Here is a 20,515-nt window from a genome sequence, read left to right as displayed (position 1 = left end):
ACAACGGACGTAGCCACAGGGGAACATCCTCTGTGGCTACGTCCGTTTATATAGATAGCTGTGCTGTTCCGGCTTAGTCGCGTCCGGCAAGCTTCAACAATCACATAGCGCTGGGGCGTGCCTTTTGGTACGCCCCAGCTACTTGAAATATTCGCATTAGACGGGAGCTTTTAACTCCCTCATCCCCTGGGTGTCTAACCCGCATGAATGAAACCAACGGTTCGTATGCAGAACCTGAGGCGAAATCGTAAGCAAATCCATCACGGCATCACGCTTTCTTCCATGCCAAGGTCAGCCTTGAATAGAAGCATCTTCTACACATTTTCATAAGATCAAAACTGAGTTGTGGATGGCAACCGCCTACTGGTGTCATGGAATCCCGCGTTCGATTTGCTATCGCAAACTGTCAAAATAAAATCCAGAAGACACTCAGAATTCTCTAAATATTTTGCCAGATTTGGCAGTTATTTATAGATAGTCATTTTGACACGTCGGTTTTAGGGAGCATGTTTAACCAAAGAACAGTTCTCTAAAGTATGAGTAAAGGAGAGAACTGAGTGTCTAAACCTTCACGAATCGTGGGGCTTGATGTAGCGCGCTCACTCGCGATCATCGGAATGATAGTTATCCACATGGCCTCGCTACTTTGGAGTACCAAAGTAATGCTCTCTGGCCTACCTGCATCATTATTTGCCGTCATCGCCGGCGCGACGATGATGATTATTGGACGAAACTACACCAGCACCACTTTCTTGCGGCTGATAGCCCGAGGCTCTTTAATCATCCTCATCGGCCTGGCACTACTGCCCGTGGGCGGACAAATCCAAGTGGTCCTCATCGTAATGGGCCTGGTAATGATCCTAGTTTCCTGGATACCCGCATTGGGAACGTGGTGGAGGCTCGGTCTATTTATTGCCGCCACAATCGCCGCAACAATCGTGTACGCCCCCATCGGACTGCCACAGATTTATCCGCTATTGGCATGGATTGCATACTTCATCGGTGGCATGCTTCTTTTCGATGTGTACCTGCGCGGCCGACTACAGCGCACCCCCGATGCGAACAGCACCCCTCACACTCGACTGAGCTGGATCGTAACCGCTATCAGCGTTGTCATCGCTGGTATCGGCATCTACTTCCGATTTGACCCAAACATTCCCAGCTGGCTCAGCTTTACCGGTCACACCGGCGTCGTAGGCGAAATTATTCTCGCCGTTGCCGTTGCAGCCGTAGTGATTCACCTGTGCCTGATTGTAGGAGACCACTCTCGAATCGTGGCCTATCCTTTCGCAGCCATGGGAACAATGTCGCTAACCATTTACATTCTGCACATTCTTACCGCTTTCTACTGGCAGCAAAACGTCGCGTTACATTCCACTGTGTCAGCAATCGGTTTCATCGTATTTTTCCTCATCGCAGCCAGCCTGTGGAAGAAGTTTGTAGGACAGGGTCCTGCTGAGAAACTCGTTGCCACCACGATCAAGGCCATTGTTCCTTCTCAGAAAGGGAATTAACCGTGAAAAAATCACTTTTTTCGGTCGCTGCCATTGTCAGCGCCACCCTGCTCATGACTGCCACTCCGGCTCTCGCACTCGAATACGGCGAGCCGGCGCCAGAAAATGCGGAAAGCAGTTCCGTTGCCGCGCTCAAAATGGGCAAAATCGGTAGCTTTGGTGACTGCACGGGCACACTCGTTGCCGACCAGTGGGTACTCACAGCCCGCCACTGTCTAGAGTCAGTCAACAATGAAGGCACCCAGGCACGCATCGCTGGAAAGGTCTACAACGCTGATTCCTGGGCTCTTTCGCCCACATCTGACGCGGGGTTACTTCACCTGACTGAGAAAGTGACTAACGCAACCCCCGCAAAAATCTCCCACGATATTCCAACCCCAGGGCAGACGGGAACTCTTTACGGTTGGAGTAGCAGCTCGTCAATGGCACGATCTGGACAGCTACCAATGGCCACAATGGTTGTCAAAGAGCTACTAGGTGGCGCGCCTTCCGGTTCTGACACGCCGAGTGCTCCCGAAACTCCTTCCGATTCCACGGCACCTACCGGTGCTGATGCGTCTACAGAGACTGCCCCGCCACAGGCTCCACAGTCAAAACCTGGAATGACAGAAACTGGCCAAACCGAGTCTAAGCCTGAGGGGATGTCGGAAGGCCCAGCCGACAACTCCATACAGCCTAGGATCGAAACCTCTATCTTGGATGTGCAGTCAGTTTCTGGAGCTGGCATGCAGGGCGGTGACTCTGGTGGCCCGTTCTTTGTCGACGGAAAGCTTGCGGGACTTGCTACCGCCGCTGGAACTGCCAATGGGGATCCGGACCTTCCCTCCCCTAGTGCTGCAATCACCACAGTTGCAGGCGCCGCCGAATGGATCGACAACATTATCTCTGGCCGCGACACCCAAAGCGTTCTCACTGCAGAAAACACTCCTGCACCGCCAGAGAACATTCAAACCAGTAGCGATAACATTTGGGGCTACCTTGCGATCGCACTCGTAGGCCTTGCTGTGGGAGCAATCGGCTCACGTATCCGCAATGCGCGCCAGTAAGGATTCCTACTGGACTGTCGAGCGAATAGCATTTCACGCCCCCCAAATGATCTACCCGCTCGTCCGAGAGCTGGCCGCGACCGGAGCCCGGGTTCGGGTGCCGGTCGCGGTGACGTGCCGGCTACTTGGCTTCAGTGAGCAGGCCTACTATCAGTGGCTGAAAGCCTGAGATCCGCGCGCGAGGTCGAGGAGGAAGACCTCATCGGGGCGCTGCGCCAGCTCCACGAAGACGACCCCGAAGGCGGCTACCGAGTTCTGCCGATGATCTGCACGACCTCGGCTACAAGATCAGTGAACGGCGCGTGTGGCGACGACATAAACCCCCGGACTCAACCAAACCTTCAGCAGACCCCTACGACGAAAGTGGCGGGTTAATCCCAACAGGAATTGTAGCTGCCCGTTGGAATTAACCCGCCTGGAGGAAATCCACCCGTCGCTAGTGCAAAACCAGGTGGCCGTTTAGGCGTTAAACGCCTGCTCTATGCGCTCGTGCGCGGCCCAGATCTGCTCGGGAAGATTCTTGAACTGTGCAAGGTGTTCGCGGCGGTAGCTCATCTCCTTCTTCCACAGTTCGGCGTCGATGGAAAGAATCTTATCCAGATCGGCGTCGTCACCTTCGAAACCATCAAGATTCAACTCTTCCTTTTTCGGCAAAATACCTACTGGCGTTTGCACGCCCTCAGCGCGTCCTTCCTTAACATCTAGCAGCCAAAGCAGTGCCCGCAGGTTGTCGCGGTAGCCAGGCCAGAGGAAGTGACCGTCTTCCGGATCACGTTGGAACCAGTTCACGTGCGCAAAAATGGGCTGCTCCTTCGCGGAACCAATTATCTTCAACCAGTGGGCCGCATAGTCCCCTTCGGGGTAGGACATAAAGGGGCGCATCGACATCGGATCGTAACGCAGCACGCCCTCCTTGCCCTCGGCCGCGAAAGTAGCCTGGGCGCCCAGGGTCAAGCCGTCGTAAACGCCCTCGGTTAGGTCGGTGATTGCCCGGATAAGCGGCTCCCGGTCCTTTACTCGCCCGCCAAAGATGATGGCGTCAATTGGCACACCTTGCGGTTCTTCGTAGTCGGGGGCCACGTTGGGCACGTTAGCCAAAGACGTGGTGAAGCGGGAATTGGGGTGTGCCCACTCGTCGCCCTTGGCCTCGGAGCGCTGCCGATCGGCCGGGCGGTCGGAAATCTTTTCACCCTTCCAATCCAGCCATCCGGTAACATCTTCGGGGTAATCCGGGGTCTTACCTTCCCACCACAGCTCTTGGGTTTCGGGGTTGTAAGCGACGTTGGTGAAGAGCGTCTTAGAGCCTTCTTTGATGGCGTCCATGGCGGTGGGATTAGACTTCCAGTTGGTGTCCTTTGCCACGCCGAACGCGCCGTATTCGGGGTTCATGCCGTAAATCTTGCCGTCTTCACCAACGCGTAGCCACACGATGTCATCGCCGTAGAAGTAAACTTCGTAGCGCTCACCCAAGGCGTCCGGGGCTAGCATCATAGCGAGGTTGGTTTTACCGGAAGCTGAGGGGAAGCCGCCGCACACATAGTAGGTGTGATCCTTGAGCTTATCCTTAATCCCGATCAGCATGAACTGTTCGGAAAGGAATTCCCCGGAAGTCCAGCCGTCGTAAGAAGCTTGGCGCAGACCGTGGGCGATCTTCCCAAGTAGCGCGTTGCCACCGTAGGAGGAACCGAAGTGCAAAATTGTGCGTTCGTCGGCTACCGTGGCAAACAGACGCTTATCCTTATCGGTGCCCTGCCCCAAGTTCTCCAGGTCGCCGGTCACGTGCACTGCACGCACAAATTGTCCCGAATCTTCCAAATTGTTCAGGTGTTCTACACCAACCCGGGCCATGCGGATCATGTGAAGAACCACGGTGAGGTTGTCGGTAAGTTCCACCCCGCGAGCCCACTTTTCTAGCGGCGCTTTCGGCGGTGCCATCAGGTAGGGCACCACGTACATGGTTTTACCCCGGGAGGCGCCCTTCATGCTTTCCAGCTGCCGGGCAGTTACTTCCGTGGCGTCGTGCCAGTTGTTGTAGATTCCGGCTTCTTGCGGCTTGTGAGTGGCTACGACGGTGCGTTCCTCGCTGCGCGCCGTGTCCTTGTAGTAGGAGCGGGAGTAGTAGAGTCCCTCGCCCGCAGGCGCGATCTCACCGGTGTCTAGGCCTTCGGCGATGAGCCGATCGTCATCCTTTGCGGAAATGACTTCAATGGCAGCGGGTTCGGTAATTCCAGCCCAGTACGCTACGTACTCAGTTACTGCAGGATTTTCCAGTCCGGCATCGCTGAGGATCTTGGCAATGTTATCCATATTCATCTCTCCTAAAATTTCGGGTATCCGAAAATTAAGTTCAGCATACCTGAATTTTTGAAGCGAATTTGGACTTATGTCCCGCCTGGCAGAAATCCCGCCTGGAAGAAATATGGTTTTACATCGGGATAATCCTGGGTCTGCTGAACCAACAGGAAGATCATAGAAAGCCAGTAACCGAAACCTGGCTCAATCCGTGCTCGGGTCTACGAAACACGGGCGTTAAAAGTGTACAGCTCCGTTAGGCCGTGTACTGGAGGGCTATGCGATCTTCCGGATGACGATCATTCAGATAGAGGACGGCCAGGAAGAACCACTCCGCTGGTTTCATCAAAAACCACACAGCATCAGCCGCCCACTGCGATCTGATCAGCTTGGCAATCGGGAAGCCATACGTGTCATATAAGCGCCGAATAACCCGATGGGTTCTGGGCACACGCTCTTCCAGCATCTGCTCAAACGCATTTGCCACAAGCAACTGGCGATTGACAACTACCGGCCGTCCATGACGCAATCCCATGCGAATCGGCTTTACCACCGTTCGGTGTCCGCCAGCCGCCACGGTGCACAGGTAGTGTTCGTCAAAATACACGTTTTGCGGGGCAACCTGCTGTGACAGGTTCCAATCACTGGTCTCTGTAAACGCCCTCACCACTAAGCTCGGCGATTGGCCAAACAAAGCTAGAATCCCGACCAGCACGGCAAGCAGCGGGAGCGCCGCTACAAACCCCAGAAGGGGCCAGCGTTTCGCATCAGCCACCATTGCATCCAGTGTGCTCAATATCGAGGAGCCATCAATGCGGCCTCGTCTGTCTTCATCAGCTTCGTAGGCTCGAACTTGGATCGCAACTATTTTCACCACAATCGCAAGAACAGCCAGCAAAGGTAGAACTAACAGCGCGTCTAGGCGCTTTTCAAAGGTTGTGATCTGAATAGTCCACGCCAGGCCGAACGCGACGCCCAAGTAGAGCCCCGCAATCGCAATCACAACTACGAGGGGCGGCAACTGCTTGGCCTCGTTGAAGCGCAAAATGAGGAACCCGAATACGAACAGTAACGAGATGAACAGCACGTGTGGCCATGCCCGCGTGTAAATCGGCGCATGAGTTTGATAGTTTGCCAGCTGAACGTGCCAGTCCGCAGTAGGCACAACCTCTTTGAAGAACCCTAGGTATCCGAACTCATAAACCGCTAAGACACACAGGGTCCAAACGTCCAGGCCTGCATCGAGAACCGGCAGGTCCTTACCACTCCCCGCTTTGGCCGCACGGATTATTTGGCTGACAGTCAGCGCTACTGGGTAACCGACCACGAGTGCGACGAGGGCTCCTCCAACCAGAATCTGCCCGAGAATCTGACTTGCGCCTGAAGGAGGTTGGGATACGAGGGAGGCAATCGCTCCGGTGATTCCGATCAACAGAGCCAAAACGATTCGCGAAAAAGAGGGGTGCTTGCTGGCGTAGCGGTACAGCTTCACTTGTCCTCCTCTCCTGCACAAAACACGATAGCTCGTGTGCGGCACAGGTGGGTTTTTGGTTACGGCGATGACACACGTTTCGGATACTTTGACGTGATTGTGACGAATCCACCTTTTGGCAGCAAGATCCCCATTAAGGATAAAGCCATTCTGGAGCAGTTTGAGCTGGCTCATATCTGGCAGCAGGATAAGAAAAATAACATTTGGACGATGACCGAACGCCTGCAATCATCTGTTCCTCCGGAGATATTATTCATCGAGCGCTGCACACAGTTCTTAAAGTCGGGCGGTCGCATGGGTATCGTGTTGCCGGATTCTATCCTCGGCTCTCCCGGACTTGGATATATCCGAGAATGGCTAATCCAAAATCATCGCATCATTGCCAGCATTGATTTGCATGCGGATACCTTCCAACCACGAAACGGAACGCAGACCTCTGTTCTTTGAAGGGACCAGCTTTTTGAACAAGCCGGACTTCTATCAAAAATGCTGGAGCATGTGTTTCTGAGCAAACAAAAGAAGGCGCGGCAAGATCCAAAACCGCTGATCGATAAGGTCGCCAAACGCTATGGGATCTATGCGAACATGCTGGTTGATACGCTTGTTACGATGGACAAGCAGAGTATCAAAAATATTGTTTATGATTGCGGACATATCCGCTTGCCACATTTATCGGAGGATACGCAACAAGATACCATCTTTTCTTATGGGGATAAGGATCCGAATGTCGGACACGCAAGAAGAAGCATCAAGAAACATTATCCCAAGGCAAAATTAAAAATCTGGCAAGGCTATGGACACTGCGAAGAAATGACACAAAACACAGAGGCCTATATGGCTTTTGTAAAAGGATGTATGGATTAAGGAGAATATGGGTTTATGGATACCCTTCGAGCAATACTGGATGGGGTAGCTATCGCTGCTATTTTTAACGGTGCAGTCGCAAGTTTGGTGCTTATAAATCCAAGATGGTTTTTTGACTCTTATCCTAAAGCCATTCAAAAGGCAGCTCCTTTACCCATGACAAAGCAAGAGAAAAAAATAAATCTCATATTAAGCATCGCTCTCACCGGGATGTGTTTTGTTTATTCAGTTGTAAGCCTTTTGCATTCAAAAACTTTTGGTTTTTGGAATTTATTTTGGATGAGCTATATTCACTGGAGCATCTTAAATGCAGGAGATTTTTTGCTGCTAGATTGCCTGTTATTTCAAGGTAAATATAAGGAAAAAATTGTTATTCCCGGCACAGAGGGCCACAAGGACTATAAATTTAAGAATTGGATGAAGCGCTTGGCTCTTGCGGAGCATTTTTTGTTCGTGCCATTTTTATTGATACCAATCGTAGCTGTCGTTCAGGCGTTCGTTGTTGAATTTTTGGCAAGTTGATGAGCAATCTGAACCTTTTAACGATTACTGACACTTTTTAACGATTGCTCTCCGAGGGTACGAAAATCGGAAACAGGCATGATGGAAAGAGAGATATATAAAAGCAAAAAATCATACAAAAACTGCCACGAATGCGGGGTGTGACCGATGTAGTCTTCGACTTGGCCGAAGCGCTCTCCCCCAGCTTCCCACTCGCAACGGAATTGCTCAATTTCTCAGTAGTCGCAACCAATGAAGTTCCACCACATAACGACGCTCTCTTTGAAGAGTTCGCCACCGACAAAGAACACTCGCGCGGTGGGCATCCCGGTATGCGCGATACGGAGTTGGGTCTTGCCGACGCCCGTGTACACAAGGTGTGTGGGCTCGACGTTGATGCCGTCTGCCGAACAACGCACCGTTTTCGTATGAACAGATGCTCGAAATCGACCTTGATCCAGCTTCACCGGGTATCAGCGCTGAAGACCAGCAGGCGTTTTCCCGTTACGTACCGTTGAACCCCCACAAACAGGGCATGCCACATTAGCCATGGATCAACCATGACCCACACCGACCTGCCTAGCCGAACCTCTATAACCAAACCCCTGCTCAAACAAACCCACCCACGCCACCAACCGGTCATCAGTCAACTGAGAACCCGAATGCATACAAATCCCCCGGAAGAAAAACTGAATAAATCAGTCCAACTTCCGGGGGACAGATCACGCGCGGTTGGAGCCCAAACTTTCGAAAGACTAACGGGTCAGAAAACCCACTTTTGCATCAGACCGTAGGCAACGATGCACACGACCCACACGATCAAAATGCCGAGGGTGATTCGGTTCAGGTTACGCTCTGCAACACCGGATGAACCGGCGGTAGACGAAATGCCACCACCGAACATATCGGAGATACCGCCACCCTTGCCCTTGTGCATAAGGACCGTGAGGGTCAGCAAAAGGCTGGTCAGCACGATGAGGACGAGCAGGGTAATTTTGAGTGCGGTCACTGTTGAATCCGATTCTTGAATAGGCGATACACGCGTAAGCGCATCGCTGAAACGTAACTGTCGCTAGTCTAGCGGGTTAAAGCCCGAGGGAGCCAACCGGCAAGCCGGTTGACTCCCCCTTCAGAGCCAATTGTTAAGAATTGCTCAGGCGTAGAAGCGTGCCATCTCGGCGAAGGAATCAGCCTTCAGCGATGCGCCACCGATGAGTGCACCATCGATGTCGGGCTGAGCCATGAGTTCCTTGATGTTGCCCGGCTTTGCCGAACCACCGTAGAGAACGCGAGTTGCTTCAGCGGTGTCTGCACCGAAGTCTTCAGCCAGTGCTGCACGGATTGCACCGCAGACTTCCTGTGCATCTTCGCTGGTCGCGGTTTCGCCAGTGCCGATTGCCCAGATGGGTTCGTAGGCGATGACGATCTTGGCGACGTCTTCAGCGGACCAGCCAGCGAGTGCTGCGCGGATCTGGCCGAGGACGAACTCAACGTGGGTGCCGGCCTTGCGGATTTCAAGGGCTTCACCGCAGCAGAGGATCGGAGTCATGCCTGCGTCGAGGGTCTTCCGTGCCTTCGCACCAACGAGTTCGTCGGATTCGTTGTGGTACTCACGACGCTCCGAGTGGCCCATGACGACGTACGTACAGCCGAGCTTGTCGAGCATAGCGGTGGAGATTTCACCGGTGTATGCACCGTTGTCGTGGATGGAAACGTCCTGTGCACCGTACTTGATGCCGAGTTCATCGGCGTCAACGATAGTCTGAACGGTACGGATGTCAGTGAACGGAGGAATAACCAGGACCTCACACTTGGAGTAGTCGTGGTTGTGATCCTTCAGTTCCATTGCCAGGCCCTGGACAAGGTGATTGGCCTCGAGGTGATCGAGGTTCATCTTCCAGTTGCCGGCCATCAGCGGGGTACGTGTCATTTTTCAGTCCTCCAGAACTGCAATACCCGGCAGAACCTTGCCCTCGAGGAGTTCGAGGGAAGCGCCACCACCGGTGGAAATGTGGGAGAAGGTGGATTCGTCGAAGCCGAGGGTACGAACTGCAGCTGCAGAGTCGCCACCACCGATGACGGAGAACATATTGCCGTCAGACAGTGCCTGAGCAACTGCCTTGGTGCCTGCTGCAAATGCCGGGAATTCGAAGACGCCCATCGGGCCATTCCATGCGATGGTCTTCGCCGATGCAATTTTTTCGGCGAAGAGCTTCTGCGATTCAACGCCGATATCGAGGCCCATCTGGTCATCCGGAATAGCGTCGACAGCAACGTTGGTTGCCGGTGCGTCAGCTGCGAATTCGGGAGCAACGACGACGTCGACCGGGAGGATCAGTTCAACGCCACGCTCTGCTGCTTCGGCGATGTAGCCCTTCACGGTTTCGATCTGGTCTGCTTCGAGCAGGGACTTGCCGACCGAGTAGCCCTGAGCTGCAAGGAAGGTGAAGGCCATGCCGCCACCGATGAAGAGGCGGTCAGCCTTCTTCAGCAAGTTGGCGATAACACCGAGCTTGTCAGAAACCTTGGAACCGCCGAGGACGACACCGTAGGGACGCTCCGGGTTCTCAGTTGCCTTGCGCAGGGATTCGATTTCCTTCAGAACCAACAGGCCGGAAGCGGAAGGAACGAGCTTGGCGATGTCGTAGACGGAAGCCTGCTTGCGGTGCACAACACCGAAGCCATCGGAGACGAATGCGTCGCCGAGTTCTGCGTATGCCTTGGCCAGTTCTTCGCGTTCTTCGTCAACCTTGGAGGTCTCGCGTGCGTCGAAGCGGACGTTTTCGAGAAGAGCGATTTCGCCTTCTCCGAGAGCTGCAACGGTAGCCTTGGCGGATTCGCCAACAACGTCGCCTGCAAGGCTGACGGGGGCGTCGATGAGTTCGCCGAGACGAGCTGCGGCAGGTGCCAGCGAGAATGCCGGATCGACCTTGCCCTTCGGGCGACCGAGGTGAGCCATGATGATAACCTTGGCGCCAGCCTTGGTCAGCAGGTTCAGAGTCGGCAGTGCTGCGCGAATACGACCGTCATCGGTGATGACACCGTCCTTCAACGGAACGTTGAAGTCAGAACGAACCAGAACGCGCTTGCCACGCAGTTCGCCGAGAGTTTCGATGGTCCTCATAGAACCAACCTTTCATTAAAGGGGCGGAGTATCCGCCCGAAAATCGTGAGTACACAAGCGCCCGCACACCTCATAGGGGTGCGCGGGCGCAAGTGTTTGCTGCTCACAGCGTACGAGGTGCGATTCAGGCGAGCTTCGAGCCAACCAGAGCGGTCAGCTGGACGAGGCGGTTGGAGTAGCCCCACTCGTTGTCGTACCAGGACAGGACCTTGACGAGATCGCCGATGACCTTGGTCTCGGATGCATCGAAGATCGAGGAGTGCGGATCGCCGACGATATCGGTGGAAACGATCGGATCTTCGGTGTACTCGAGGATGCCCTTGAGTTCGCCTTCAGCAGCAGCCTTGACTGCAGCGTTGAGGGATTCAACGGTGACGGGCTTCTCTGCCTGGAAGGTGAGGTCGGTGAGGGAGCCGGTCGGGGTGGGAACGCGGACTGCGAGGCCGTCGAACTTGCCAGCGAGCTCCGGGAGAACCAGAGCAACAGCCTGTGCCGCACCGGTCTTGGTCGGGATCATGTTCAGTGCTGCTGCACGTGCACGACGGAGGTCCGAGTGCGGTGCGTCAAGGACGCGCTGATCGCCGGTGTAGGAGTGGATGGTGGTCATGATGCCACGAACGATGCCGAACTCCTGGTGGAGAACCTTGGCCAGCGGTGCGAGGCAGTTGGTGGTGCACGAAGCGTTCGAAACGATGTTCATCGTTTCGTTGTCGTAATCCTCGTGGTTCACGCCCATAACGAAGGTGCCGTCAACATTCTTCGCCGGAGCGGAGATAACGACCTTCTTGGCGCCAGCTTCGATGTGAGCTACAGCCTTGGTGCCATCGGTGAAGAAGCCGGTGGACTCGACAACGACCTCAACGCCGAGCTCGCCCCAGGGGAGGTCGGCCGGGTTGCGCTGTGCGAGGACCTTGATGGCCTTGCCGTTCACGATAATGGAGGACTCGTCGTAGGAAACTTCACCATTGAAACGACCGAGAATCGAGTCGTACTTGAGAAGGTGAGCGAGAGTCTTGGTGTCGGTGAGGTCGTTCACTGCAACGATCTCGATGTCCGCGCCCTGCTCGAGTGCTGCGCGGAAGAAGTTGCGTCCAATACGGCCAAAGCCATTGATGCCAACGCGGGTGGTCACTATTGTCCTCCTGCTTATGCCCTGCACGGGCACGTTTTCGAATGTGCAACCGGTATCCGCACTGTGCGAATCCGGCCCGCAGTTATCTGCGGTTCTAGCAAGATCCAATTTACACCCCACGGTGGTCTACGGCACCTTCAGTGGACGAACCCCTACGTGGCAATAATAACGTTCGTGGCTTGAGGTGGACTAAAGTCCTCAGTCGTCCTCGAGCATTTCGATCGTGAGTGCAGCTTCCGTATCCGGAATCCCGCGATCGTGAGCAACCTTGTCAGCCATGGCCAGCAGGCGACGAATACGACCGGCAACAGCATCTTTCGTCAACGGCGGATCCGTGTGCTTTCCCAGTTCCTCCAAGGACGCCTGCTTGTACTTCAGACGCAGAGTTCCCGCTTCAAGAAGATGAGGCGGAATGTCGTCGCCGAGGATTTCGAAGGCACGTTCTAGTCGGGCTCCCGCGGCTACAGCAGCACGCGCAGAACGACGCAGGTTTGCGTCATCAAAGTTCGCCAGACGATTCGCCGATCCGCGGGCTTCGCGCTTCTCTCGACGGTCCTGCCACGTCTTCTGAGTAGAGGAGGCACCCATCTTGCCAATCAGTTGTCCGATGGCCTCTGAATCGCGGACAGAGACGCGGTCCGTGCCTCGTACTTCTTTCGAACGTGCAGCGGCGCCCAACTTTCGCGCACATCCGACCATAGCAAGCGCAACCTCGGGTCCCGGGCATGTCACTTCCAGCGAAGTCGAGCGCCCGGGCTCCATCAGCGACCCACGCGCAAGGAACGCTCCACGCCAGACCGCGGCCGCTTCACCGTTCCCCGACGCTACTAAGGTGGCGGGGAGACCGCGTACTGGCCGGCGAAGAGAATCGACAAGACCGGTCATACGAGCAAGCTCGTCAGCCTTATGCACAACGCGAACAACAAAACGCTTACCGCGACGCAGCGAACCACCTGAAACAACGACAACCGTTGATTCAGCGTTGTAGAGCGTCTGCAAAAACAGGCGAAGACGGAGCGCCGCTGCGGGGGTATCCAGTTCTGCTTCGATCAGAATGTGGCCGGAAACAAGGTGCAGTCCACCAGCGAACCGCAGAATCGCAGCGGTTTCAGCAGCCATCTCAGACTGAGTTTGTGGCGCAACGCGCGCAAGTTCGTCTTTTAAATCAGTAGTTAGTGACACGTTCATTTCCTCAGATGTCGCTTCAGGGCAGCCAAGTCTCAGTTTTGCCGACTTCTCCAAGGAAGCCGTCAAACGCATCCCTCAGCGCTGCGGCAAGGCGGAGCGGGTCGTGGTGCGGTTGTCCATCACCGGTACGAACCTGTCGAAGTAGCACGCGAGCACCCACCCCCTCTGAAGCAACAATAAGGTCGTCGACATCATCGATGGCAGTTGGATCGGCAATAATCACATCCAGTTTGAAATCTGGAGCATAGTCGCGGATCACGCGAACATGATCGGCAGTGGTCATACGATCTGTCTCGCCACGCTGGCGCGATAGGTTCAAGATCAACGCACGGTGGGCATTGGTCGTCACAAGTGCACGGTGAACGTCTGGCACCAACACATGCGGAATCACGGACGTGTACCACGAGCCAGGACCAAGCAAAACCCAATCCGCCTGTTCGATCGCCGTCCCAACTTCTGCTGGAACACGCGGGCTTTTGGGAAGAAGACGAATATGTTCGACAGTTCCTGGTGCAACCGCCACCTTCGACTGTCCCGAAACCGTGTACTTACGTCCGTCATCATCCATGTCCGCTTCGATCTGGAGAGGATCGATGGACATTGGAAGCACACGGCCGCTCGCACCAAGAAGGCGCCCAACCCAATCAAGACCCTCAACCGGGTCGTCAAGCAACTGCCACAAGCCGGAGATCAAAAGGTTACCTAAAGCGTGCCCATTCAACGGCCCGGTTGTTTCAAGACGCGTTTGCAGGACATCGCGCCACGTCAGACCCCACTCGGTTTCTTCGCAGAGAGAAGCAAGAGCCATGCGAAGATCACCGGGTGGCAGGATCTCCATCTCTTGACGCAGACGACCTGATGATCCCCCATCATCGGCGACGGTAACTACCGCAGTCAGCGATCGCGTGATGTGACAAAGAGCGCGCAGAGTGACGGAAAGACCGTGGCCACCACCGAGAGCGACAACGGAAGGACCGGTTTCTCCGCGTAGTGTCCAACCTGCTGCATCGACGTATGACATTTACTCTCTCCCGAGGTCACGGTGGTGGACTCGGACAGGATAGCCGTTTTCACGAAGCCTGTTGGCAATCAGTTCCGCACATGCGACCGAGCGATGCTGACCGCCGGTACATCCCACGGCAATTGTTGCGAATGGTTTGAGCTCACTAATGTAGCCCTGAAGCATGGGGGCAAGCAGGTCCGCATATGACACAACGAACTGTCGAGCTCCGGGCTGATCCAGCACATAATCCGCAACCGGCTTATCGCGACCGGTCAGATGACGGAGTTCATCCACCCAGTACGGGTTCTTCAAGAAACGCACGTCAAGCACATGATCAGCGTCAATCGGGATTCCTCGTTTGAAGCCGAAAGATTCAACTGTGATTTGGAGCGGACGATCGCCCTCTCCCGCAACGACATCGCGGATATGACGCGTCAGGTCATGGACGGACATATTCGACGTGTCAATCACTTCATCTGCGATGCGACGAACGGGAGCAAGCATGCGTCGTTCGGCTTCAATGCCGTCCAGGATTGTCTTCTGCCCCTGCAACGGGTGTGGGCGACGGTTGGACTCGTAGCGTTTCACCAGAGTGCGTTCGTCTGCCTCGAGGAAGATAACCCGGTAGGCGACACCCATTTCTCTCATTTGATCCAGCGTCTTCGTCAGATCGGCAAAGAATGTGCGTGAGCGTACGTCAACGATTGCTGCCAGACGGTGGACGCCTCCGCCTGCCGGTGACATCATGCCAACCAACGCGGGCAACATTGAAGGTGGCAGGTTATCAACGACGTACCAGTCGAGGTCTTCAAGCGCTCTGCCTGCCCCGGTACGTCCAGCGCCAGATGCACCGGTGATGATGAGGACCTCGTTCGATGCTATGGGGGCAACGACCGGGCTGTTCATGTCAAGCAACGGGATGCCTGCAGGTACGGTTGGCGGGTTGTTATCGAGTTCGTCAGTCATGGTGTAACTATCGCACTTTTCAATTGTTTTCGCCGGGTAGCGACGTTGCTTCAACAAGCGTGATAGCGTCGGCTCCTCGATTTGCGCGCTCGCGTGCCAGGTCGCTGCTGGCACCGCTTGCCAGAACAACGCCGACTCGACGACCGGCTCGTGTGACGGGCTTGCCGAATATTCTGACTCCATCGGCCTTGGACAAGGCTTCGGCGACGCCTAGGTATTCGGGGTGTTTGAGGGGTTTTGTTGATTTGATGACTGCAGATGCACCCGGTGTGCGTAGCGTCGTATCGATGGGCAGGCCGAGGATTGCGCGGACGTGAAGCTCGAACTCAGACTGTGCTTGGGACACCATAGTGGTCATGCCAGTATCGTGCGGGCGTGGGGATAATTCGGAGAACCAGACGTCGTCGCCCTTGATGAAGAACTCGACGCCAAAGAGGCCGAGAGCAGGCGATGCTCCGTTGGATGCCAATGCGTCTGTTACGAGCTTCGCCATGGCCTGGCAGCGCTCAAGCGCCAGTGGCGAAATCGCTGCCGGTTGCCACGATTCAACATAGTCACCGTTGACCTGTCGGTGTCCGATGGGACTGCAGTAGGACGTTTCGACCGATTCGCCATTCCACCAGCGGACGGTCAGAAGCGTGATTTCGCAGTCGAACCGTACTTCTTCTTCGACGATAACTTCACCAGTTTGAGAGCGGGCGCCTTCCTGAGCCGCATTCCAGGCCTCATTAACCTGTTCCTCGGAGGTAATGCGGGACTGTCCGTGGCCAGACGATGACATTGTTGGTTTGATGAAAGCAGGCAGGCCGGTGTGATTCAGTGCCTCGCGAATATCATCGGCGCTTGAAGCAAAGCGGAACTGAGAAGTGACAACACCATCGAGGCTCGCAGCAAGGCCACGAATGCGATTGCGATCCATCGTTGCTTGGACGGCAAATGCGTTGGGCACGATACGCGTGTCCTGATGCGTTGCTTCAAACTTTGCCAGTGCGTCAGTGGCGATTGCTTCAACTTCGGGGACAACAAGGTCTGGTTTCACCCGGTCGAGCAACGCGAAAAGCTCGTCATCATCCGACATATCGAGAACCGCGTACTCGTCGGCGACCTGCATCGCGGGAGCTACCGGGTAGACATCTACAGCAATCACGTATACGCCGTAGCGTTTCAGACAGATTGTGACTTCTTTTCCTAGTTCTCCGCTACCCAGCAACAAAACGCGACACGGAAGATGAAACGCCGGCGTCATAGTGTGCTCCCCGTTGGTGAATTGAGTTTTCTTCAGGTTAGTGGACCAAAGCGCGCGTGTGCGGGTGTGCTCACGTTTGACTCGGGCGACTGAACGAAAGTATCACGAGGCCGATCAGGCGTGTTCGGACTGTGGATTCAGTGCTTCGAGGATCGATTGAGCAAGCACTGAGCCAATGCCGGGCACCGAAGCTACTTCGTCGACGCTTGCTTCGCGAAGCTTTTTCACTGATCCGAATCGCGTGAGTAGCGCTGATTGCCGCGCGGGGCCGACGCCTTCAATGGCGTCAAGGGCGGACCTCGTTAGTGCTTTCGTTCGACGCTTACGGTGCTTCGTAATTGCGAATCGGTGGGATTCATCGCGCAGGTACTGCAGCAAGTGGAGGGCAGACGAGCCGCGCGGGAAGATCATTGGAAATTCGTCGCCGGGAATCCAGACTTCTTCAAGACGCTTAGCCAATCCCACAAGAGGAATGTCGACGCCAAGATCATCGAGTGCAGTACGCGCTGCATTCACCTGAGGCAGACCACCGTCGACGACCACAAGGTCGGGCCGATAAGAAAACCTGCGTGGCTTTCCTGTGAGTGAATCAATCGGACCGGACTCGAAGGCGACGCCCTCATCGTCTTCACCGGCAACCCCTGCTTCTTCTGCAAGCAGACGGGAGAAACGCCTGCGCAGAACCTCGTCCATCGCGGACGTATCATCGGGGGTACCGTTGCCATCTGTGCCTCGAATATTGAATGTCCGATAAGCGTCTTTACGCGGAGCGCCGTCTTCGAAGACGACCATGGAACCGACCTGGTGGGTACCCATGGTGTGCGAGATGTCGTAGCACTCAATGCGCAACGGGGCAGCATCCAGTCCGAGGTTTTCAGCCAGTTCTTCAAGTGCTTGGGAACGAACAGTCAGATCGCCTGCTCGCTTGGTCTGATGGAGTTCCAGCGCTTGGCGAGCGTTCTCACGCACCGTTTCCATCAGCTGGGCTTTCGGACCGCGCGAGGGCACGTGAATGCGCACGGACGCCCCTCGCACTTCACTCAGCCAGGACGCAATCATTTGCTTGTTGTCCGGCTCGATCGAGACGAAAACTTCGTGCGGAATCGCCGACGTTGGAGTGTGTGCGATGTCGTCAACCGACTTCTTTTTGACCTTCTCGCGCCTTGTCGGGGTGCTCGGATCAGAAGGAGGAAGCTGCGAGTAGACCTGTTCAAGCAAACGAGCCATCAAGACCTGCTCATCTGCACCATCGACGCGATCGATCACCCATCCTCGCGTGCCACGGATACGACCACCACGAACGAAGAAAACGTGGACAGCAGCATCGAGTTCATCAGCAACAAGCGCGAAGACATCAGCGTCTGTACCATCATCGAGGACAACAACGTTCTTTTCCAGAACGTTCTCAATCGCTTTCAGGTCGTCGCGGGTCTTCGCGGCAGTTTCAAAGTCAAGGTTCGCTGCGGATTCTTTCATCCGTTCTTTCAACTCACGGACAATGGGACCGGTCTTCCCCTCCATGAAATCGCAGTAATTCTGCGCAAGCTGACGATGATCTTCTTCGCTAATCGCACCGATACAGGGAGCAGAACACTTGTCGATATGCGCCAGAAGACAGGCTCGCTTTTGGGCTTTCGCACGCTGAAAAACTCCCGGGGTGCACGTACGCACGGGGTAGATACGTGAGAGCAAATCGATCGTTTCACGAATCGCCCACACCTGCGTATACGGGCCGTAGTAACGCGTTCCGGCACGTTTCGCCTGACGCGTGACATGAACGCGGGGGTATCTCTCCCCCATGGTCACAGCCAAGTAAGGATAGGACTTATCGTCCTTAAACATGACGTTGAACTGTGGATTAAACTCTTTGATCCACGTGAATTCAAGCGTCAGGGCTTCAATTTCGCTACGAACAACGGTCCATTGAACGTGCGTCGCCGTAAACACCATTTGGCGCGTACGAGGGTGAAGATTGCCTGGATCCTGGAAATAGTTCGTCAGACGATTACGAAGGTTCTTTGCTTTACCGACATAGATAACTCGACCGTCTTTATCGGAAAAACGATAGACGCCCGGTGACGAAGGAATATCACCGGTTTTCGGACGGTACGTTGACGGGTCGGCCACCTGAATAGTGTACGTACCTGGGTGCGCGTATGCCGACGCAGAAGATGATGATGGACAGCTGCAGTAGCCAGAAGTGACGGGATTGGCGCCATTTCAGCGTTTGTTTCACGGTCAGAAAGAACGAGGAATGAAACACCATCTTCGACCGGAACGTCTCGCCACGCCAGAACGCGCAGCCCCTCTTCACGAGCAATCGTTTCAACCGTTGCCACTGCACGCATCGTGTTTATTCGCCGGATCATAGAGACCACTGGCGCGTTGTTCACGCACTCGAGCACTCATGATGTCTTCTCGCGTCGAAAATGCATCTATTCCACAATTGCAAAGTAATAGTAAACACTTGTGGAAAGAACGGGCTCATCTTGGAGAATTCACGCCACAAACAGGACAAATGCGCCACATTTCGGACAATCTTTTTCGCGCATGAAACGCTATGTAATACCATCTATTTAGCGGTTGTTTGGCAAAGTTTTTACCAAACGTCTTGGCATCAACGCATTAATAACGTGCGATGGAAGGACACCTTATGTTCACCACCTCCGAAGAGGTTGTTTCGTTTATTACTGAACAGGACATTGAATTTGTTGATGTTCGCTTCTGCGACGTTCCCGGCGTCCAGCAGCACTTCACAATTCCTGCACAGGAGTTCATTGACGACGCCCTTGAGAATGGTTTGATGTTCGACGGATCGTCCGTGCGCGGTTTCACTGCTATTCACGAGTCTGACATGAAGCTCATCCCCGACATCACGTCAGCATTCGTCGACCCTTTCCGCGTCGCCAAGACTCTCGTCGTCAATTTCTCGATCGTTGACCCCTTCACCGACGAGCCCTTCTCTCGCGATCCTCGTCAGGTTGCAGCCAAGGCTGAGGCCTACCTACGTTCCACCGGTATCGCTGACGAATGCTTCATCGGCGCCGAAGCTGAGTTCTATCTCTTCAACGATGTCCGTTACGAGGTCAAGCCGAACTCAACGTTCTTCAAGGTTGACTCCCCCGAAGCATGGTGGAACACAGGCCGGCAAGAAGAAGGCGGCAACCGCGGATACAAGGTTGGCGTTAAGGGCGGCTACTTCCCTGTTTCACCCCAGGACCAGTACGCGGATATCCGCGATGAAATGGTTCGCAACCTTGCCGCAGTCGGCCTGAAGATTGAGCGCGCTCACCACGAGGTTGGTTCCGGTGGTCAGCAGGAAATCAACTACCGTTTCGCAACCCTGCAAAAGGCTGCGGACGACATGATGAAGTTCAAGTACGTCATCAAGAACACCGCTCTTGACTTTGACCACACGGCAACCTTCATGCCGAAGCCACTGTTCGGTGACAACGGTTCGGGTATGCACACCCACCTTTCGCTCTGGAAGAACGGCGAGCCGCTGTTCTACGACGAACGAGGCTACGGTTCACTCTCCGACACTGCTCGTTGGTTCATCGGAGGTCTGCTTGAACACGCTCCGGCACTGCTTGCTTTCACGAACCCGTCGGTCAATTCTTTCCGTCGCTTGGTTCCCGGCTTCGAAGCCCCGATTAACCTGGTGTACTCGGCGCGTAACCGCTCGGCATGTATCCGCATTCCTGTTACAGGTACGTCCCCGAAGGCGAAGCGCGTCGAATACCGTGTCCCGGACCCGTCGGCCAACCCGTACCTGTCTTTCGCGGCCTGCCTGATGGCCGGCATCGACGGCATCAAGCGTCGTATTGAGCCTGCTGCCCCAATCGATAAGGATCTCTACGAGCTTCCGCCGGCTGAATACCAGGACATCACGAAGCTCCCGAGCTCACTCGAAGCAGCCCTTGAGGCCCTGAGCAACGACCATGAGTTCCTCACTGAAGGCGACGTCTTCACCCAGGACCTCATCGACACATGGCTCGACTACAAGGAGGCGAACGAGGTCGCTCCTATGCGCGTGTACCCACACCCCTACGAGTATCACATGTACTTCGATCTCTGAGCCGAGTACTTGAGGGAGGCCCCGCTCATCCGTTTTCGGATCGGCGGGGCCTTTTGTCATACACATTGT

General features: G+C 55.0%; 18 protein-coding genes and 1 pseudogene. 7 read left to right on the top strand and 12 right to left on the bottom strand.

Annotation, left to right across the window (positions count from 1 at the left end; translation table 11 throughout):
- Positions 1–557: 557 nt before the first annotated feature.
- The 3 genes and pseudogenes from QP381_RS01050 to QP381_RS01040 all read left to right on the top strand — a co-directional run.
- On the top strand, positions 558–1,514 hold the full coding sequence (locus QP381_RS01050; protein ID WP_285067423.1) for a DUF418 domain-containing protein: 957 nt from the start codon (positions 558–560) through the stop codon (positions 1,512–1,514).
- A gap of 2 nt (positions 1,515–1,516) precedes the next feature.
- On the top strand, positions 1,517–2,560 hold the full coding sequence (locus tag QP381_RS01045; protein WP_285067422.1) for a trypsin-like serine protease: 1,044 nt from the start codon (positions 1,517–1,519) through the stop codon (positions 2,558–2,560).
- Positions 2,561–2,618: 58 nt separating this feature from the next.
- Positions 2,619–2,871 (top strand): annotated as a pseudogene (locus QP381_RS01040) (IS3-like element ISAar45 family transposase); the annotation flags it as partial.
- 148 nt (positions 2,872–3,019) lie between these two features.
- Here the strand turns inward: QP381_RS01040 and QP381_RS01035 are convergent.
- On the bottom strand, positions 3,020–4,867 hold the full coding sequence (locus QP381_RS01035; protein ID WP_285024384.1) for a phosphoenolpyruvate carboxykinase (GTP): 1,848 nt from the start codon (positions 4,865–4,867) through the stop codon (positions 3,020–3,022).
- Positions 4,868–5,108: 241 nt separating this feature from the next.
- Complete coding sequence (locus QP381_RS01030) at positions 5,109–6,344, bottom strand: DUF6688 domain-containing protein (protein WP_006681046.1); 1,236 nt, start codon at positions 6,342–6,344, stop codon at positions 5,109–5,111.
- A 36-nt stretch (positions 6,345–6,380) separates the two neighbouring features.
- Here QP381_RS01030 and QP381_RS01025 point away from each other — a divergent pair, with 36 nt between their 5' ends.
- From QP381_RS01025 to QP381_RS01015, 3 genes are read left to right on the top strand one after another with little or no spacing between them, the layout of a single operon-like run.
- Positions 6,381–6,791 carry an Eco57I restriction-modification methylase domain-containing protein gene (locus QP381_RS01025; RefSeq protein WP_285067420.1) on the top strand — a complete coding sequence of 137 codons (411 nt, stop codon included), beginning with the start codon at positions 6,381–6,383 and terminating at the stop codon, positions 6,789–6,791.
- A 51-nt stretch (positions 6,792–6,842) separates the two neighbouring features.
- Entirely contained in the window at positions 6,843–7,208 is a 366-nt protein-coding gene (locus QP381_RS01020; protein ID WP_131367638.1) for a hypothetical protein, read from the top strand.
- A gap of 15 nt (positions 7,209–7,223) precedes the next feature.
- Positions 7,224–7,730, top strand: coding sequence for a hypothetical protein (locus QP381_RS01015; protein WP_285067418.1), 507 nt, complete (start codon positions 7,224–7,226; stop codon positions 7,728–7,730).
- 452 nt (positions 7,731–8,182) lie between these two features.
- Here QP381_RS01015 and QP381_RS09640 read toward each other — a convergent pair whose 3' ends face one another.
- The 10 genes from QP381_RS09640 to uvrC form a co-directional block, all read right to left on the bottom strand.
- Complete coding sequence (locus QP381_RS09640; RefSeq protein WP_424133818.1) at positions 8,183–8,260, bottom strand: IS1/IS1595 family N-terminal zinc-binding domain-containing protein; 78 nt, start codon at positions 8,258–8,260, stop codon at positions 8,183–8,185.
- 212 nt (positions 8,261–8,472) lie between these two features.
- The gene (secG, locus tag QP381_RS01005) at positions 8,473–8,718 is read right to left on the bottom strand and encodes a preprotein translocase subunit SecG (RefSeq protein WP_006681051.1); all 246 of its coding nucleotides are present in this window, start codon (positions 8,716–8,718) and stop codon (positions 8,473–8,475) included.
- A gap of 144 nt (positions 8,719–8,862) precedes the next feature.
- Positions 8,863–9,639, bottom strand: a complete 777-nt coding sequence (gene tpiA / locus QP381_RS01000) for a triose-phosphate isomerase (RefSeq protein WP_006681052.1) — start codon at positions 9,637–9,639, stop codon at positions 8,863–8,865.
- 3 nt (positions 9,640–9,642) lie between these two features.
- Positions 9,643–10,833, bottom strand: a complete 1,191-nt coding sequence (locus QP381_RS00995) for a phosphoglycerate kinase (protein ID WP_006681053.1) — start codon at positions 10,831–10,833, stop codon at positions 9,643–9,645.
- Between the two features lie 124 nt (positions 10,834–10,957).
- A complete protein-coding gene (gap, locus tag QP381_RS00990) occupies positions 10,958–11,965 on the bottom strand; it encodes a type I glyceraldehyde-3-phosphate dehydrogenase (RefSeq protein ID WP_195224391.1) in 1,008 nt (335 codons plus the stop codon).
- A gap of 198 nt (positions 11,966–12,163) precedes the next feature.
- On the bottom strand, positions 12,164–13,147 hold the full coding sequence (gene whiA / locus QP381_RS00985; protein ID WP_006681055.1) for a DNA-binding protein WhiA: 984 nt from the start codon (positions 13,145–13,147) through the stop codon (positions 12,164–12,166).
- Positions 13,148–13,169: 22 nt separating this feature from the next.
- A complete protein-coding gene (locus tag QP381_RS00980) occupies positions 13,170–14,174 on the bottom strand; it encodes a gluconeogenesis factor YvcK family protein (RefSeq protein WP_285067414.1) in 1,005 nt (334 codons plus the stop codon).
- Complete coding sequence (rapZ, locus tag QP381_RS00975; RefSeq protein ID WP_006681057.1) at positions 14,175–15,122, bottom strand: RNase adapter RapZ; 948 nt, start codon at positions 15,120–15,122, stop codon at positions 14,175–14,177.
- A 19-nt stretch (positions 15,123–15,141) separates the two neighbouring features.
- Positions 15,142–16,368, bottom strand: a complete 1,227-nt coding sequence (gene purT / locus QP381_RS00970) for a formate-dependent phosphoribosylglycinamide formyltransferase (protein WP_103632614.1) — start codon at positions 16,366–16,368, stop codon at positions 15,142–15,144.
- Between the two features lie 114 nt (positions 16,369–16,482).
- Complete coding sequence (gene uvrC / locus QP381_RS00965; protein WP_103632613.1) at positions 16,483–18,495, bottom strand: excinuclease ABC subunit UvrC; 2,013 nt, start codon at positions 18,493–18,495, stop codon at positions 16,483–16,485.
- Between the two features lie 526 nt (positions 18,496–19,021).
- On the opposite strand from uvrC, the gene glnA reads away from it, so the two are divergent.
- Complete coding sequence (glnA, locus tag QP381_RS00955) at positions 19,022–20,446, top strand: type I glutamate--ammonia ligase (RefSeq protein WP_006681061.1); 1,425 nt, start codon at positions 19,022–19,024, stop codon at positions 20,444–20,446.
- Positions 20,447–20,515 lie beyond the last annotated feature (69 nt).

Origin of the sequence: Pauljensenia sp. UMB6358, from assembly GCF_030216865.1 — a bacterium.
Classification (GTDB): Bacteria; Actinomycetota; Actinomycetes; order Actinomycetales; family Actinomycetaceae; genus Pauljensenia; species Pauljensenia turicensis_A.
This window is presented reverse-complemented; position numbering and strand designations above follow the sequence as displayed.